The organism is Marinobacter sp. L-46 (genome assembly GCF_056859535.1).
The window spans coordinates 1-17,554 of sequence record NZ_JBSXOP010000010.1; the positions used below are offsets into that span (position 1 = coordinate 1).

A 17,554-nucleotide genomic window follows, 5' to 3' on the forward strand; every position below is an offset into this window, starting at 1 on the left:
TTAACTTCCTATGGCTTCCTTCAGACCCCACCGTTGGCCAGTGACGCCCTTGCCAGTCGGATTGTCTTCCCCTCAGTCGGGGTGACGCCATCTTCTTTCAGATGGCCGGGTTTGCCGGCTTCGCCGGGCAAACAAAAAACCCCGCCGGAGCATGGCTCGGGCGGGGTTTTTGCAGTTACCGGATCAGGCCTTGCCTGGCTCCGGGTCGTCGGTGTTGATCATGTCATCATGCTCATTCATATCCCATGGCAGCTTGCCCGGCGAGATATTGAGGAAGTGCAGGTAGTTCTCGAACTGGTCGAGAATGTCCTTGATGATGTCATGCTCATCGTAGCCGAACACGTCGTAGGAACGACCGCCCCGGCGCAGATAGACTTCTGCCCGAAAATAGGCTTCAGGCTCGTCCGGGTCACGCTTGAGCTCGCCGTAGACAAAGCCCGGCATCGGGTGCTCGGTCAGCCGCACATCGTAGATGAAGTCGACATGGTGCTCACGGTGCACCTGCAGGTGCGAACGCAGATTCTCGGCATCGAACTCGGCGGTTGCATCCCAGCCCTTGGCCTTCAATTCCTGCTCCACTTCCCGCATGGCATTCATGGCAGTGTTCTTGATGAACATTTCCACTTCGTGCTGGCCCGGGAATTCCACAATCGCCGCCAGGCGATGCTTCCATTGGGAGCCGGTCATGTGCCGGCTGCTCATCATGTGCGCCTGCAGGCTGGTTTCACGGTGCCCTTCAATCACAAGGGCCCGCCACATACCAACGGCGGCAATCAGCATGATGATGGCAAATGGCAAGGCGCTGGCAATGGTCATGGTCTGCAAGGCACTCAGCCCGCCTGCCAGCAGCAGCACCGCTGCAACCGCACCTTCCAGCACGGCCCAGAACACCCGCTGCCATGCCGGGGTATTGATCACGCCACCGGAAGCCAGGGAGTCAATCACCAGCGAGCCTGAGTCAGACGAGGTGACAAAGAAGGTGATGATCAGCAACACCGTCAGCAGGGAAATAAAGAACGACCAGGGCAGCACGTCGAACAGCTTGAACAGGGCAACCGCGTGGTCAGCCTGTACGTCAGCAATCAGCGTATCCAGGCCTTCGTTCATGATCAGGTTCAGGGCGGTGTCGCCGAATACCGAGAACCACAGGAAGGTGAACACCGACGGCACCAGCATCACACCGAACACAAACTGGCGGATGGTACGGCCGCGGCTGATCTTGGCGATAAACATGCCCACGAAAGGCGCCCAGGCGATGGTCCAGCCGAAGATGAACAGCGTCCAGTTACCGATCCAGTCACTGCGGGTGTAGGCCTGCAGGTTGAAGGTACGCTCGACAATACCGCTCAGGTAGCTGCCGGTGTTCTGCAGGAAGGTTTCCAGGATGTGGATGGTGGGCCCGACCACAAACACAAACAGCATCAGGGATACCGCCAGCACCATATTGAGAATGGACAGACGCTTTACGCCCTTATCCATACCTGCCACCACCGACACGGTCGCCGCCGCGGTAATCACCGCAATGGCAATAATCTGCACCGTGGTACTGATGGGCACCGAGGGCCAGAGATAATTGATACCTGCGTTGATCTGGGTGACCGACAGCCCCAGCGTAGTGGCAATACCAAACATGGTGCCCAGAATGGCGAAGATATCCACTGCATGGCCGATGGGGCCGTAGATCTTCTCGCCAATCAGCGGGTAGAGCGCGGAGCGGATAGACAGCGGCAGACCATGGCGGAAGGCAAAGTACGCCAGCACCAGGCCTACCAGGCCGTAGATAGCCCAGATATGAAAGCCCCAGTGGAAGAAAGCAATCTGCATGGCCTGCTTGGCCGCATCGACGGTTTCAGCAGCGCCGGCAGGCGGCGTGGCGTAATGCAGCACAGGCTCGGCCACGCCAAAGAACAGCAGCGCGATACCGTAGCCGGCCGAGAACAGCATGGCAAACCATTCCGGGAAGGAGTACTGGGCTTCCGCATGATCCGGCCCCAGTTTGATATTGCCCCACTTGGATGCCCCCACAGAGACAATAAAGACCAGGAAGATGGCAACCGACAGCATGTAGAACCAGCCGAAGGTATCGGTAATCCAGGCCAGGGTCGCGCTGAACGCTTCCCCTGCCAGCTCGGGATTGCTGATGGTTCCGATCACCAGCAACAGCGCAACAACAACGGCCGGAATAAAGACCGGTACGAGGATAGTGGAACGGATAGCTTTCGTATCTGAAGCCATAGAGTCCATCCATGTTATGAGTGAGTTTTACAGGGCTTCTTGCGAGCCCTTTCGAGCATTACGAAAAGTATAGGATCAAATGCATTATTTGGATTACACAGAATACTTCTAACCGTGAAATAAACTTATAGACCGGTCAAGGCTTTTGTACCGAAAGAATTGCGGGGAAAAGGCGGAGTGGCAAAGGGGGTAACCGAAGAGAAAACAACCCGCACCTGCAGCATCGGCAGGCGCGGGCAGTGTAACAACGGGCGAACTTACTGGCCCGGCTGCATCATCTGGCGCTGTTGCTGCATCTGACGCTGCATTTCCTGCATCTGGCGGTCCAGCTCTGCGCGCTGCTCCTCAGTGAAAACGGCATCCACTTTCGCTTGCATCAGTGCGGAAAGCGCTGCAATTTCACCGGTTACATCACCCAGCTCTTCAGCGTTGTCGCGGATGGCGGATTCGTTGTAGTCCGGCTTGATTTCACCCTGCAGCTTCTGTTGCAGGTTCTGGGCACTCTGGCGCAGCTCGCCGATCTCGCCCTGCATGTCATCAATAATGTCGCGGATTTCGCTCTGCTGGTCGTCAGACAGCCCCACCATTTCTGCAAGCTGGGCAACCTGGTCCGGCTGACCGGGCTGCTGGGCGAATGCGGTGGCCGACAGGCTTAGAGCAATCAGTGCGGAACCGATAAATTTCACAACTTGCTGCATAATTTTCTCCATCGCAGACGGCCACTGTCAAAGCCGCCGTTTATTGGCTTAACGTTTGAGACCCCACACCCTAAAACAATCACACACCGGATTTCATCCCGATATCCCGTCATTCTGTACACAGCACACAGAAAAACCGTTGCCAGCCCAGACATCACGGGGCTTCCGATAAATGTGAAAGTTTAGTCATTCCCCTGCATAATGGCGCCTTTCAGCAACAGGCGGAGCAACACCGATGGCGATTAACTGGTTTCCCGGGCATATGCATAAGGCTCGCAAGGAGATCAAACAGGTCATGCCCCAGATGGACCTGATCATCGAGGTGGTAGACGCCAGAATCCCGTTCAGCAGCGAGAACCCGCTGGTGCCGTCGCTGCGTGGCGACACGCCGCTGATCAAGGTTTTGAACAAGCGAGACCTGGCAGACCCGGCGATCACCGAACAATGGCTGGCCTGGATTGAAAAGGAACGCGGAGTGCGGGCCATCACCCTCACCCACAACCAGCGCCAGGAAGCCCTGGGCATCCTCAAGCTGGCCGAGGAAATGACCCCGACCCACAACCGGGAGAAAAGCGCCCTGCGGGTGATGATTCTGGGCATCCCCAACGTGGGCAAGTCCACGCTGATCAACACCCTGGCCGGTCGCCCCGCCGCCAAGACCGGCAACGAGCCGGCGGTTACCCGGGCCCAGCAAGCCATCAAGCTGCCGGATAACGTGCTGCTGTACGACACCCCGGGCTTTCTCTGGCCCAAGCTGTCACCGGAGCAGTGCGGCTACCGGCTGGCCGTCACCGGCGCCATCCGCAGCGCGGTACTGGATTTTGAAGATGTTGCAATGTTTGAAGCCGACTACCTGGTGCAGGCCTACCCGGAGCTGGTCATGGCCCGCTACGGCCTCGACCAGAAGCCACAGGACGGGCTGGCGTTGATGGACGCCATTGCGGAAAAGCGGCGCTTTCTGGGCCGCGGCGGCGTACCGGACCTGCACAAGGTTTCCGAGGTGTTGCTGAACGAATTCCGGGCCGGCACACTGGGGCAGATTTCCCTGGAAACACCTGACATGGTTGAACAGGAACTGGCAGCAGCGCGTATCAAGGAAGAGCAGGAAGCGAAGGAAAAAGCCCTCAAAGCCGAACAGCGGAAACGAAAGAAACGCTGAATCGATCGTTCGCTGTTCAACACTTACATATCAGGCTACCATTCTGCTATGCTTGATTTGGATCAACCCGGATGGTTTATCAACTATGGCCCAGGCAATTCATCTCCACCAAGTGTCTCCGCTCAAAGCCTCATGCCAGCAGTGTAGCCTGAGCAACCTCTGCCTTCCCCTTGCCGTTGAAGAGAACGATCTCGAGCGGCTCGAAGATATTGTCCAGCAGGGCAAAATCTACAACCGGGGCGAGCACATCTTTGACCAGAGCACCCCGATGCGGTCCTGCTTTGCGGTGAAGAGCGGGTCGGTGAAGACCTCTATCATTACCGAAGGCGGTGACGAGCAGGTGACCGGCTTCTTTATGCCTGGCGAGCTGGTCGGGCTCGACAGCATGAGCAGCGACACCTACGCCTGCACGGCCAAGGCCCTGGAACGCACCAGTGTGTGCGAGTTCCCGATCGAAAAGCTGGAAGAGCTCACCGGCAAACTGCCCGAGCTTCAGCATCATATGTACCACTTGCTGAGCCAGGAAATCCAGAACAGCCACCAGTTGGCCATGTTGCTGAGCAAGAACACCGCAGAAGAGCGCATTGCCGCCCTGCTGCTGTCACTGTCCAGCCGCTTCCGTCGCCGTCGCATGTCGCCGACCAACTTCAGCCTGCCCATGGCACGGAACGACATTGCCAACTTCCTGGGCCTGGCAGTAGAAACCGTTAGCCGGGTGTTCACCCGCTTCCAGAACCAGGGCATTATCCGTGCCCGTGGCCGTGAAGTAGAACTGCTGGATGTAGAAGCCCTGCAGCTGGTTACCCGTGACTTCGCCCGCCAGGGCTGTCAGTAACCACCCTGACTCCTTTCTGAATATCACTGGCCGGCGGATTACAGGTCCGTCGGCTCGGTCTTCTCTTCAGCTTTTTCGTCGATACTACCCGTACCCTTGATCATGGCAACCTCTTCATTTAGCCATGTGCGCCAGGGCAGCTGCTTGATACCGAACGTGTTCTTGATCTTGCTGCACACCATGGTGGTGTTTACCGGCTCCAGGTGTCCCCACTCTGGCAGTTCGTCCACCACGCGAATGTCTTCCGGAATACCGGGCATACCGGCGATCGCCAGCCCCAGCTCATACAGGTTGATCTCTTCGGAACCGGCATACTGATAGGTGCCCCAGACTTCGGCACCGCAATCCAGTTGCAGCACAATCGCACTTATCACCCGGGCAAGGTCCTGGACTGCCACCGGCTGGCCCTGGCAGCGGCCGGGCAGCGACAAGGTGTCTGCGCGCCCCGTGCTTTCGTACAGCTTGCGGATAAAGCGGCCCAGGCTCCAACCGGTACGCAGCAGGATGTGCCGGGGCAGCAGTGTACGCAGCGCCTGTTCACACTCCCACTGCCAGCGGCCCAGCTCGTTGATTGGCTGGCCCGGGTTAGACGCTATGTAAGCACCCTGTTTGCGACCGTCAAACACGTAGCAGGAAGACAACTGCAGCAGCGCCATGCCTCGGTCCCGGGCGTGCTCGGCCAGGCACAGGGGCAGCGAAAAGGCCACCTCATGGGCAGCTTCCCGGTTGGCTTCGGCTTTCTCCGGGTCAGCCAGCCAGAGCGCATTCACAATCAGGTCTGCATCTTCCGGAATCCAGCTTTCCAGGGCTTTCAGGTCGGCATTGGCCGGGTCGCTGACCAGCAAAGGGCTCACCCGCAGATGGGTTTTGCGCAAGCGCTCCAGGAGCACTTTCCCCAGTGGGCCGTAGTCGTGAACAACAAGTACATGCACGCGGAATCAACGCCTCCGGAATATCACTGATATGACGCCTGTCGGGAACCACTCAGGCCAATGGCCGGAGCGGAGGGTTGCTGCACTATGCCTGCAACCTGAAACGCCGGTGTTAATTGAAGTCTCACTTGCGAGCATACAACAACAGGAAGCCCTATGCTGAAACAACAGAGCCATATTGTTGCCCCGATTCCCGATGAACTCCGTACCCGCGCGCTGTACACAGTAAGCGAGCTGAAAAGCCGCGGCAAGGCCGACAAGCAGGCTATTGAACAGCTGTACGACCTGATCAACGAGCTGACCGAAGCCGGGCTGGATTTCTTCTTCATCGAACCGCTGCGCCGCCTGAAAGCCGGCAGCATGATGATGGGCATGGCCAGGATGGGCATCAGCAGCATGCTCAAAGGCAGCAAGATGGTGATTCACAAGGTTCTGAAAAAACTGGATGACCGTAGCCTGGCGGCGATTCTCGATTTCATCGAGGAGATCATTCATGAACCCGAGGCACCCTAGCAGAAACCCCGGTCAGTAACTCATAGCCGATGGTGCCGGCACATTCCGCCACCTCATCCACGCTGACGGTCGGGCCCCAAAGCTCCACCCTGTCCCCTTCACGGGCCTGAGGCGCATTGCCCAGGTCCACCGCCAGCATATCCATGGATACGCGGCCCAGCAGCCGTATGCGCTGGCCATTGATGGCCGCCGGCGTTCCCGTGCCCGCATGGCGCGGGTAGCCGTCGCCGTAACCGATCGCCACCATGCCCATGCGGGTGTCCCGGTCTGCGGTAAAGGTGCACCCATAGCCAATGGCTTCACCGGCACGCACGGTGCGGGTGGTGATCAGCGGTGCCTCCAGGGTCATGGCCGGTTTCAGCCCCAGATCCGGTCCGGTTTTACCAATCATTGGCGAGGCGCCGTACAGCATGATGCCAGGCCGGCTCCATTCGTAGAGGGGTTGGTTGGGCCGGAAATGGGCCGCCGAGTTACCGACACTGCGCATCAGATCCGGCCAGGGCGCGACCGCCGCTTCAAAGCTGCGGGTTTGCTGGCCGGTGAAATCACTGGCCAGGTCATCCGCACAGGCAAAGTGGGTGACAAAGCCCTGTAACCGGGTTCGGGCGCCCATGGACTCCAGGCCGGCCACTACCTCCGGTAACTCCCGGGGCCGGAAACCCAGCCGGTTCATACCGGTATTTACCTTCAGCCAGAAGCTCGGTACCGAGGCTTCAGACAGCCAGCCCAGCTGCTGCCGGCAGTGCAACACCGGCTCGAAGTCCATGGCTGCACAACGGGCCAGGTCTCTTGCTTCATGCACGCCCTGCAACAACACCACAGGTTGCTGCAAGCCCGCCTCACGGATGGCTTCCGCTTCTTCAAGGCAAGCTACGGCGTATTTCCCGGCCAGCCCGTCCAGGGCACCGGCCACCGCCTGGATGCCATGGCCATAGCCGTCGGCCTTGACCACAGCCATGGCCCGTGCGTTGCCGGCCTTCTGCCGGGCCAGTTGATAATTGAACCTGATCGCCTCAAGGTCGATACGGGCAACGGTGGGGCGTGGCATCAGTAATCACCACCGTAGTCACTGTAATCCCCGTGGGCGAGGTCCTCAAACTTGGTGTACTTCCCGATAAACGCCAGGCGAATGGTGCCGATGGGGCCGTTCCGCTGCTTACCGATGATGATCTCGGCAATGCCTTTATCCTGGGTGTCTTCGTTGTACACCTCGTCCCGGTATACAAACATGATGACGTCGGCGTCTTGCTCGATCGCACCGGATTCCCGCAAGTCCGAGTTCACCGGGCGCTTGTTGGGCCGCTGTTCCAGGCTCCGGTTCAGCTGCGACAGGGCAACCACCGGGCAGCTCAGTTCCTTGGCAATGCCTTTCAGGGAACGGGAAATTTCCGAGATCTCGGCGGTACGGCCCTCGGTGTTACCGGGCACCCGCATCAACTGCAGGTAGTCGACCATGATCAGGCCGATCTTGCCGCCGTTTTCCCGGGCAATACGGCGCGCACGGGAACGCATTTCCGTGGGGCTCAGGCCCGGGGTGTCGTCTATGTACAGGGGCTTGTCTTTCAGCAGGCTGACCGCCGAGGTCAACCGCGGCCAGTCGTCTTCTTCCAGCTTGCCGCTTCGTACCTTGGTCTGGTCGATCCGGCCCAGCGACGACAGCATACGCATGGCCAGTGCATCGGCGGGCATTTCCATACTGAACACCAGGATGGGAGTACCGGTGCTGATCAGTGCGTTTTCAACAATGTTCATGGCGAAGGTGGTCTTACCCATCGAGGGCCGCCCCGCCACGATAATCAGGTCTGCCGGCTGCATACCGGAGGTCTGGTCGTCCAGGTCCCGGAAACCGGTGGTCAGGCCGGTGGTCTGCTCGCCGGATTCGAACAACTCTTCAATACGGCTCAGGGTGGTGGCCAGGATCGGGTTGATGGCCTTGGGACCAGAGCCCTCCTTGCTGCGGGATTCTGCAATCTGGAACACGCTGCGCTCGGCTTCGTCCAGAATCTCGCTGCTTTTACGACCCTGCGGGTTAAAGGCCGAGTCGGAAATCTGGCCGGAAACTTCCACCAGCTTTCGCAGGATCGAACGCTCGCGGACAATGTCAGCGTAGGCGCGAATATTCGCCGCGCCCGGGGTTTTCTCGGCCAGCTCGGCCAGGTACGACAAGCCGCCGGCATCTTCAATGTCGCCGGCCCGCTCCAGGAACTCGGCCAGGGTAACCACATCCAGCGGCTCGCTTTCGCTGGCCAGCCGTTCCACCGCACCGAAGATCAGCCGATGATCCTGCCGGTAAAAGTCGGAGGCAGAAATAACTTCGGAGATTTCGTCAAAACGGCGGTTATCCAGCATCAAACCACCGAGAACAGCCTGTTCTGCCTCTACCGAATGTGGGGGAACCTTGATCCGGCTGGTTTCGGGATCCATCGACGCAGGTTTCAGAGTGGGATTGGCCATAAATACCGACAACATTGAAATGGGAATACGGGAGTACAAGAATACCAGAAAGCAACGGGCCCGAAACCGTCTCCGGTTCGGGCCCGTCTGGGGAAACTGAAACCCGGGGTTTCAGCTCCTTTGAAGCTACCTGTAGCGGCTACCGATTACTCGGCAACAACCGCCAGCTTGATAGTAACTTCAACATCAGTGTGCAGCTGCAGTTCGATGTCGAACTCGCCGACAGTCCGGAGCGGACCTTCCGGCAGACGAACTTCGCTCTTCTCGACTTCAGTGCCACCGGCAGAAACAGCTTCTGCGATGTCACGAACACCGATAGAACCGAACAGCTTGCCTTCTTCACCAGCCTTGGAGCTGATGGTGAAGGACGCACCTTCCAGAGCCTCGGCACGGGCCTGGGCAGCGGCCAGCTTCTCAGCGGCAGCTTTTTCCAGCTCGGCACGACGCTCTTCGAACGCCTGTACGTTTGCAGCCGTGGCAGGAACAGCCTTGCCATACGGCAGCAGGAAATTACGACCGTAACCGGCCTTAACCTTTACCTTGTCACCCAGGGAGCCAAGGTTTGCTACTTTCTCGAGCAGAATAACTTCCATCTCGTTAACCTCTTCGTGCTTTATTCAGCCGGCCCGGCGGGTTTTATTCGCCCCCGGATATCCAGCCAGCTATCCACAAAAGCCAGAACCAACAAAAGCATCATCAGACTCGGACCCAGCAGAACCAGTAGCACGTAGAATGCTACCAATGCCTGCCCGCCCCACTGTTTACGACCAACAAACCCGTGCACCAGTGCCAGCGAAGCGATGAACAGCGGTGTTCCCGCAGCCCATGCCAGCAGCATGGAATTGAGCCCCAGTAGCGGGCCTATCACCATGGTGACAGCGCACACAACCGCAATGGCCGGCGACAACCTCAGGGCATGGAATTCCTTGCGGAAACCTCCGGGGTTATACAGCCCCGCCTGCCATGCCCTCGCCAGCATTGTCATACCAATGGCCGTGGCGAAATAGGTGCCCGCCATACTGGCGTTCATGGTGTTGCGGATGATCAGCTCAAGTTCGCTGCCCAGTGACCGCGCCACCTCGGCGTTGTATTGCTCGTAAAACCCGACACCGGCCTGGACCAGTTCGTCCAGCAGTGCCGGATACATCAAGGGCATCATCAGCCCTGTCAGTATCATCAGAAAGGCGCCCGACAGCAGCGCTCTCTCCCAGGACAGCGATGTTCTGAGAATCGACGCCATCAGCATCACCTGCAACAGCACCACCAGCGCGGTCGGATCCTGCCCGAAGGTGGCCCAACCCAGTGCGGGTAGTACTGCCCAGAGACCGATGTTCAGCCCCTGCCGGATGCCCAGTCGCAAAATAACCAGGCCGATAACTGCTGCGCCAATCCAGAACAGCAAGGGTAATGCAGTCGCAACTGCCGCAACCCCGCCGGCCTGCATGGGACCGCGCATTACATACTGTGCCAGTGCACGCATGGTCCCGGGTCCTGTCTATCTGTGCTTAGTGATCGTGGCTGTCCGTATACGGCAGCAGTGCCAGGTAGCGGGCACGCTTGATAGCGGTAGCCAGCTGACGCTGATAACGTGCTTTGGTGCCGGTGATGCGGCTGGGCACGATTTTGCCGGTTTCAGTGATGTAGCCTTTCAGGGTGTCCAGATCTTTGTAATCGATCTCTTTAACACCTTCTGCCGTGAAACGACAGAACTTACGACGTCTGAAAAAACGAGCCATAACGTAACTCCTAACTCCGGTTAATTACTCTTCTTCGTCCTGGGATGCGCTGCTCTGACGGTCGTCAGAATCAGCTGAACGACGCGGACGATCGTCTCCGCCGGAACGACGGTCCTCGCGGGACTCAGCGGCTTTCATCGGAGACATGTCGGTAACAGCCTCGTCGCGACGCAGAATCAGGTCACGGATGATGGCATCGTTGAACCGGAAGTTATGAGTCAGCTCGTCCATAGCGGCCTGTGAACATTCGGCGTTCATCAGTACGTAGTGAGCCTTGTGAATCTTGTTGATCGGGTATGCCAGGTGACGACGGCCCCAATCTTCCAGGCGATGTACCTTACCGCCATCTTCAGTGATGACGCTGGTATAACGCTCGATCATCGCGGGCACCTGCTCGCTCTGATCCGGATGTACCATGAAAACGATTTCGTAGTGACGCATGAGTTCTCCCTACGGGTTAAACAGCTTTCTTCTTTCGGCGATCCTTCCGGACCGCGACCCAGCGTGAAAGCAAGGAGGTGACAGCAAAGCTGCCGGCTTCTTTTTTGCTTTATCAACAAGGCACTTACGGGTAAGGCCAGATCAAAAGCGACGTTTTGCAGCCCGGAATGCAGGCAATACAAAACCGCCCCTTAAAAAAGGGGTCACGTATTCTAGGCCCAAGGGGCCTGCAGTGCAAGGATTAACCGAGTCGCTGGCGCAGGGCTTCGTACAGGCAAACGCCGGTCGCCACCGATACGTTCAGGCTGTCGACATGGCCCTGCATGGGGATGTTGATGAGCTGGTCGCAGTGTTCCCGGGTCAGCCGGCGCATACCCTTGCCTTCGGCCCCCATAACCAGCGCTACCGGCCCCTTGAAATCAGCCTGGAACAGGCCGGCATCGGCCTCGCCGGCGGTGCCGATCAGCCACACCCCCAGGTCTTTCAGCTCCCGCAGAAAGCGGGCCAGGTTGGTTACCCGCACAAAGGGCACGGTTTCTGCCGCACCGCAGGCCACTTTACGGGCCACCGGTGTGAGCGACGCGGACTTGTCCTTGGGCACAATAACGGCCTGGACACCGACCGCATCTGCGGTGCGCATGCAGGCACCGAGATTGTGCGGATCGGTTACGCCATCAAGGACCAGCAAAAACGGCGGCTTGTCGCTATTGGACAGCTGGGCCAGCAGGTCGTCTTCCGTCCATTCACGGCTTTCCGCCACGGCCGCCACAACACCCTGGTGGACGCCGGACACGCGTTCATCCAGCTCCCGGCGGTGCACTACTTTCCAGCGCACACCCAGGCCATCCAGGGCATCGGTCACCGATTTTACGCGCTTGTCCTGCCGTCCGGTCTGGATCCATACCTGCTGAAGCCGTTCCGGCTCCCGCTTCAGCACCGCATCCACGGCGTGCCAGCCAAATACATATTCCTGAGACACTAACGATCAATTCCTGTGTAACTGGTTACTTGCGGGGCTTGCGCTTCTTGCCTGCCGCCGGAGACTTGCCCTTGCCACCTTTGCGCGCTGCGCCCCTGGCCGCTTCAGCCGCCAGCTTTTCCTTGGCACTGGCCGGCTTGCCGGTACGCTTACCGCCTTTACCACCCTTGCCTGCACGATCGCCCCGACCACGGGACTCACGCTTGGACATATCCAGGGCATCGCGGTCTGCCGTGCGCTTCTTCGGGGTGCTGACCAGCTCCAGGTCAATCTTGCGATCTTCCAGGTCGACCCGCACCACCTTCACACGCACCTCATCACCCAGGCGGAAGCTGACTGCCGTGCGCTCGCCGATCAGGCGATGCTTGGCGGCATCGTGGTGGAAGTAATCACCACTGAGGGTGGAAACGTGCACCAGGCCTTCAATGTAGATATCAGACAGTTCCACAAAGAAACCGAAAGGCACCACGGCAGCAATCACACCGTTGTACTCCTCGCCCACGTGGTCACGCAGGAATTCGCACTTCAGCCACGCCATCACATCCCGGGTGGCATCATCAGCCCGGCGCTCGGTCATGGAACAATGCTCACCGAGCTGTTCCATTTTGGCGAGGTCGTAGGGGTACTCTGCCAGCTGCGGATCCGCCACCTTGGGTGAGACCACATCCTTGGTCACTTCCGGATTATGGATGCGGGACTTGATGGCCCGATGCACAATCAAATCCGGGTAGCGGCGAATCGGCGACGTAAAGTGGGTATAGCTGGGGAAGCCCAGGCCGAAGTGGCCCGCTTCTTCCGGGCTGTAGACCGCCTGGCTCAGGGAACGCAGCATCACCATCTGGATGACGTTGGCATCCGGGCGATCCGCCACCTGCTCCAGCAACTGCTGGTAATCACCGGAGGTGGGCTTGTCACCACCACCCAGCTGCAAACCCAGCTCGCCCAGGAACAGGCGCAGGTTACCCAGACGCTCTTCCGACGGGCCATCGTGTACCCGGTAAAGCGCCGGCATCTTGTGTTTTTTCAGGAACCGCGCCGTCGCCACGTTGGCGCACAGCATGCACTCTTCCACAATCTTGTGGGCATCGTTCCTGTGCACCGGAACGATTTCCTCAATCTTGCGCTCGGGATCGAACACAATCTTGGTTTCGGTGGTTTCGAAATCGATGGCGCCCCGCTCGGTGCGGGCACGGCGCAGCAGCTTGTACAGTTCATACAGGTTATGCAGGTGCGGCAACAAATCAGCGTAATGGCTGCTGAGCTTGTAGCCCTGCTCGGTATCCGGATGCTCCAGCATGGCACTGACCTTGTTGTAGGTCAGCCGGGCATGGCTGCGCATCACCGCCTGGTAGAAGGTGTAACCACTGATATTACCAGCGGCACTGATGGTCATATCCGCCACCATACACAGGCGATCCACGCCCGGATTCAGGGAGCACAGGCCATTGGAGAGCTTCTCCGGCAGCATGGGCACGACATGATCCGGGAAATACACCGAGTTGCCACGCTGAATGGCTTCTTCGTCGAGCGGGGAACCCGGACGCACATAGTGAGATACGTCAGCAATCGCCACCACTAGCCGGTAGCCACCACGGGGGCGCGGCTCGCAATAGATGGCGTCATCGAAATCCCGGGCGCTTTCGTCGTCGATGGTCACCAGCCGCATATTGCGGATATCCACCCGGTTGGCTTTGTCCTTCTCTGCCACTTCGGCAGGAATCGCTGCTGCCTGCTCACCCACGGCGGACGGCCAGCTGTGGGGAATCTCGTAGGAACGGATGGCCACATCAATTTCCATCCCGGGCGCCATGTGCTCACCCAGGATTTCGACAACCTGCCCTGTCGGCTGGGTACGGATTGTCGGCTGACGCAGAATCTGTACGACTACATACTGACCATGCACCGCCTTGCCTACGTGCTCGTCCGGAACCAGGATTTCCTGGTTGATACGGGCATTCTCGGGCACCACGAAGGTAATACCGCTTTCCTTGAAGAAGCGGCCAACGATCTGTTCGGTACGGTGCTCGAGCACTTCAACAATCTTGCCTTCCCGGCGACCACGGTCATCCACCTGGTCAACCCGCGCAGCTACACGGTCACCGTGAAACACCTGGCGCATCTGGCGCGCGGTGAGAAACAGGTCGGAACCGCCATCATCAGGAATCAGGAAACCGAAGCCGTCCCGATGCCCGACCACCCGGCCGGTTACCAGGTCTGCTTCTTCTATAGGCAGGAACGCATCCCGGCGGTTACAAATCAGCTGCCCGTCGCGGCACATGGCAATCAGCCGGCGGCGAAGGGCTTCTATACCTTCCTCGGAAGTTTGCCCAAGCTCCTGGCACAGAGTCTCATGGGTGGCCGGTGCCCCCCGCTCTTTCAGGTGCTGGAGAATAAACTCCCGGCTCTGGATGGGGTTTTCGTATTTCTGAGCCTCGCGACTGGCGTGAGGGTCTTTGTGTTCTTTCTTCCTGGAAACCATTCGGATCCTTGCTATCTGGCCGCGATACTACGGCGGAATTCATTATCCCTGCAGTATAACGTTGGTATGTCGAACCTGCCTAACCAGGGGACAATTAATAGGCACAAATACGGCGAAAACTTTTTTTGAAAAAATGTTTGACAGCCCCGAACGGAATCATTAAAGTACGCGCCATCGGTTGAGGGGAACACCTCACCGGGCTGGCAGAAACGCTAAGTTTTCAACAAACTAACAGCGAATCTGCAAATCACCTGCCGAGGTGGTGAAATTGGTAGACACGCTAGCTTCAGGTGCTAGTGGGGGCAACCCCGTGGAGGTTCAAGTCCTCTCCTCGGCACCATTTCCTCCCCCAGGAAATGGCAAGATTTGTCGTTTTACTCATAAGCATTCCGATCCGGAAACTATATCCTTCTGTCGGCCTATCTGGTTGCTCCTGCCAAAGCCTAAGCGTCCTTGGCCTGAAACTGAAACCAATTATTAGTCAGCGCTTTACGGGAAAGCGCCCAGTCATGGAAACGTTATGCTTCCAGATTTCCCACTCAATTCGCGCAAATTGAGGAAGTAAATTGCTTCAGGACGCCATCGCGTCATTCGCCTCACCCCACAACGATGCAAGAACCTCTACGCGAATCCTCGACATTTCTGCCATTGAATGACGTTTCTGTAGATCTTCCGGAAGATGGCTAGTGACATTTTTCCAAGATGGCGCTTCCCCTTCTTCAATGGTTGCAAGAACAGCCGCTTGAATTGCCTCTCTCAACTGCTCGGAGCGCGTCAGGCTGAGCCCGTCCCGATAATCTTTGTAGAGATCTGAGACACGCCGAACCTTCATGCCGAATAGGGACTCAAGGTAACCGACGGAGACGCCGAGAGAGGACGCTATCTTCGATCTTGAATGTGGGATCATTTCTCCGTTCAGAATGGCATCCAGATAACGATTGATTTGTTCAATCGAATGCGCTCGCCTGAGCTGTTTAAGCGACGGCTCTTCTTTACCGAGAACCTCCCCGTCAACGACTCGAAGCTCGCCTCGCGGGCAGGTCTTAATGTTCTTTCGGTTGGGACGGAGTCGCCGATGCTTACTTCGTTTTTGTGCCTCGATTACTCCGATTCTACCTACAAGAATATCAGTCCATGGCAGTCCAAAATGCCCAAAGACTTTCTCCACGCTGGATATAGCCGGCTTGGTCTCTCCGCTTAACCAGCGCTCCATGCAATGTCGATCAATTTTCAGGTAACGAGCTAAACGTGGTACGCCCTCATCGGAAAACAGCAAAACCAGTCGACTTAGCTCTGACATTAGGTGTTCTTCTGACACTTCAGGCGGCGGCTGGTTGAGCCCGGACACCAGAGAGCAAAAAACCAGGCTCTCCTCGTATTCCTCCTCTCCACAAACTACATAAAAACTTTCCGATAAGGATTTTTGACAGTAGTGGCAGTATCCAACGGGCACCTTCGTCGACAGATAAGGCTGAGACTCAAGGCAGTGATGGCAGAAATCCCTCAACTTGCATTTATGCTCTGAGCAATGCGACACCCGCTCCAGGCTCCACGCCAGTCGATCGAACCTCTCTCCCGATGAATCGTCTTCGTGATAACACTTCGGACACCATTGCTTTTTCTTTCTGATCAAACCTCGAGCACTGTGATCGACATAATCATGAAGATGCATCAGTGTCATCGCAGCAACAGTCTCAACAGGTAGGCCAACCAGTTCGGAGACCTTCTGCACAATGGCCCCAGACTTGCTCGTCAACGAATTGAAACAGGTCGCAACCTCAGATTTGAGAAACCCTGAAGACTTGCCAACATCAATCGTTGAACTGATTAGCAACGCCGGTTTCAACGAGTGGTGCCAGGCGACGCGTCCCACGTAAGAAGTCAGGGATTCTGTCATTTCGCCCTCGCCTCTGGGCGCTATGGCGCGGAAGGTACTCCTTGGATGAGCGCATAGGTACTCTTCATGATACATGGACTGGATCCCTCCCTGGCTTCCGAACACCTGGCAGCTGCCGCTTCGGACGACCACGTTTCGATTTCTGTTCCGCTACGCCAGACATCTGAGAAGCACCGAGCAATTCGCGCCGAACCTCCTCTAGGTCAGGTTGACAGAAACAGTCTTCACCCTCCCTGATTTCCTCAACCATCCTCTTTATCGCTTTAAGCGGATGCATTGTGGCCTCAAAATGAGCCTGACTGAGGCTGTTAGCATCGAAGGCAAGCGCTCGCTTCATTGCTCGGTAGACCCAATCTTTCAAAATACCCACGCAGCCACAGCAGCCGATATAAAAATACTCGAGATCGGGCCTCAGCAACCTCTCATCAAGATTCATCGGCACATGGGCCAAAAGGCCGCTGTAGGCGTTGAAAAAAGACTGCTGATCGAGCTCAGAGCTGAAATCATATCTGGGGAACTGTATGTAACTGGTGACCCGATTCATCTGGGCGCTCCAATCCATCATGAAGCAGAGCTCATAGGTCCCAATGCCGACCAGCGTGCAGCCGGTGCGCGAAGAAATGGATTTTAAAACGTCATAGTACTGCTCGACCTTCCCAGTGCCGTGTTTAAAGAGATGCTGCAATTCATCCAGGATCAGTACTTGAGTCTTTCGGTCCTTGATGGCCTGTTCCATTTCGGTTCGTAGCCGAGCCACCGACATGTGCCCACCGGTCATGACATGACCTAGTTGGTGGTCTGTCGACGTTTTAATTTTCGATTTATGATCGACCAAGGGTTCTCTCAGAGCAACCAGAACTTGCCGGTACAATTCTTTCCAATCGAAAGCGGCCTGCGATTCCATCCGAAGTTCAACACAAACGCAGGGAATGCATCCGGGATCTTCGTGCCACTGCGGTACCAGCTCGCGGTATACATAGTCAGTCAAGCGCTTTGCGAGCGTTGTCTTTCCAACACCGGTGGGACCCGCCGCGATAATCATGTGTTTGCCCGTTCTGAGTTATGGTGATTTCTGGTGTATGGAAGCAGGCTGAAGGGGTGGCGTATCCTGTTGGTTGATCACCGCCAAGATCACAACCAACAGAGGAATGATACGCCATGTCCGAGTCTAACCTGCATGCTCTTTCACAACCAGA

At 57.4% G+C, this 17,554-nt stretch carries 16 protein-coding genes and 1 tRNA gene; 4 read left to right on the forward strand and 13 right to left on the reverse strand.

Translation table 11 applies throughout. The annotated features are described in order from the left end of the window. Positions 1–183 precede the first annotated feature (183 nt). Positions 184–2,235 (reverse strand): BCCT family transporter, encoded by a 2,052-nt coding sequence (locus tag AC13DJ_RS00380; protein WP_474543626.1) that lies wholly within the window; start codon positions 2,233–2,235, stop codon positions 184–186. A 257-nt stretch (positions 2,236–2,492) separates the two neighbouring features. Continuing rightward, positions 2,493–2,933, reverse strand: a complete 441-nt coding sequence (locus tag AC13DJ_RS00385; RefSeq protein WP_228285689.1) for a Spy/CpxP family protein refolding chaperone — start codon at positions 2,931–2,933, stop codon at positions 2,493–2,495. A 235-nt stretch (positions 2,934–3,168) separates the two neighbouring features. Between AC13DJ_RS00385 and ylqF the strand changes: the two genes are divergently transcribed. After that, entirely contained in the window at positions 3,169–4,092 is a 924-nt protein-coding gene (gene ylqF, locus AC13DJ_RS00390) for a ribosome biogenesis GTPase YlqF (protein WP_473801782.1), read from the forward strand. A gap of 85 nt (positions 4,093–4,177) precedes the next feature. Then, on the forward strand, positions 4,178–4,927 hold the full coding sequence (gene fnr, locus AC13DJ_RS00395) for a fumarate/nitrate reduction transcriptional regulator Fnr (protein WP_022987830.1): 750 nt from the start codon (positions 4,178–4,180) through the stop codon (positions 4,925–4,927). Between the two features lie 38 nt (positions 4,928–4,965). Here fnr and AC13DJ_RS00400 read toward each other — a convergent pair whose 3' ends face one another. Then, positions 4,966–5,859, reverse strand: a complete 894-nt coding sequence (locus tag AC13DJ_RS00400) for an SDR family oxidoreductase (protein ID WP_058340367.1) — start codon at positions 5,857–5,859, stop codon at positions 4,966–4,968. A 156-nt stretch (positions 5,860–6,015) separates the two neighbouring features. On the opposite strand from AC13DJ_RS00400, the gene AC13DJ_RS00405 reads away from it, so the two are divergent. Next, positions 6,016–6,372: a hypothetical protein gene (locus tag AC13DJ_RS00405; protein ID WP_022987832.1), complete on the forward strand. Its 357-nt coding sequence runs from the start codon at positions 6,016–6,018 to the stop codon at positions 6,370–6,372. Here the strand turns inward: AC13DJ_RS00405 and alr are convergent. The 8 genes from alr to rnr all read right to left on the reverse strand — a co-directional run bounded on the left by alr (position 6,347) and on the right by rnr (position 14,461). Beyond that, positions 6,347–7,420, reverse strand: coding sequence for an alanine racemase (gene alr, locus AC13DJ_RS00410; RefSeq protein WP_273134142.1), 1,074 nt, complete (start codon positions 7,418–7,420; stop codon positions 6,347–6,349). The genes AC13DJ_RS00405 and alr overlap by 26 nt on opposite strands. Next, positions 7,420–8,826 (reverse strand): replicative DNA helicase, encoded by a 1,407-nt coding sequence (dnaB, locus tag AC13DJ_RS00415; protein ID WP_288371569.1) that lies wholly within the window; start codon positions 8,824–8,826, stop codon positions 7,420–7,422. The genes alr and dnaB overlap by 1 nt, the downstream gene beginning before the upstream one ends. Positions 8,827–8,972: 146 nt before the next feature. Next, the gene (rplI, locus tag AC13DJ_RS00420) at positions 8,973–9,419 is read right to left on the reverse strand and encodes a 50S ribosomal protein L9 (RefSeq protein WP_022987835.1); all 447 of its coding nucleotides are present in this window, start codon (positions 9,417–9,419) and stop codon (positions 8,973–8,975) included. A gap of 20 nt (positions 9,420–9,439) precedes the next feature. Next, on the reverse strand, positions 9,440–10,306 hold the full coding sequence (locus tag AC13DJ_RS00425) for a hypothetical protein (RefSeq protein ID WP_022987836.1): 867 nt from the start codon (positions 10,304–10,306) through the stop codon (positions 9,440–9,442). 25 nt (positions 10,307–10,331) lie between these two features. Beyond that, on the reverse strand, positions 10,332–10,562 hold the full coding sequence (gene rpsR, locus AC13DJ_RS00430) for a 30S ribosomal protein S18 (protein ID WP_008937282.1): 231 nt from the start codon (positions 10,560–10,562) through the stop codon (positions 10,332–10,334). 24 nt (positions 10,563–10,586) lie between these two features. Continuing rightward, the gene (rpsF, locus tag AC13DJ_RS00435; protein ID WP_058340370.1) at positions 10,587–11,003 is read right to left on the reverse strand and encodes a 30S ribosomal protein S6; all 417 of its coding nucleotides are present in this window, start codon (positions 11,001–11,003) and stop codon (positions 10,587–10,589) included. A 241-nt stretch (positions 11,004–11,244) separates the two neighbouring features. Further along, positions 11,245–11,982 (reverse strand): 23S rRNA (guanosine(2251)-2'-O)-methyltransferase RlmB, encoded by a 738-nt coding sequence (gene rlmB / locus AC13DJ_RS00440; RefSeq protein ID WP_473801783.1) that lies wholly within the window; start codon positions 11,980–11,982, stop codon positions 11,245–11,247. Between the two features lie 25 nt (positions 11,983–12,007). Then, a complete protein-coding gene (gene rnr / locus AC13DJ_RS00445) occupies positions 12,008–14,461 on the reverse strand; it encodes a ribonuclease R (RefSeq protein WP_473801784.1) in 2,454 nt (817 codons plus the stop codon). Between the two features lie 253 nt (positions 14,462–14,714). Here rnr and AC13DJ_RS00450 point away from each other — a divergent pair. Next, a tRNA-Leu gene (locus AC13DJ_RS00450) sits at positions 14,715–14,801 on the forward strand. 231 nt (positions 14,802–15,032) lie between these two features. On the opposite strand, the gene AC13DJ_RS00455 is transcribed toward AC13DJ_RS00450, so the two are convergent. After that, positions 15,033–16,358, reverse strand: coding sequence for a TniQ family protein (locus AC13DJ_RS00455; RefSeq protein ID WP_482933944.1), 1,326 nt, complete (start codon positions 16,356–16,358; stop codon positions 15,033–15,035). Between the two features lie 64 nt (positions 16,359–16,422). Further along, positions 16,423–17,400 (reverse strand): ATP-binding protein, encoded by a 978-nt coding sequence (locus tag AC13DJ_RS00460; RefSeq protein ID WP_482933945.1) that lies wholly within the window; start codon positions 17,398–17,400, stop codon positions 16,423–16,425. Positions 17,401–17,554 lie beyond the last annotated feature (154 nt).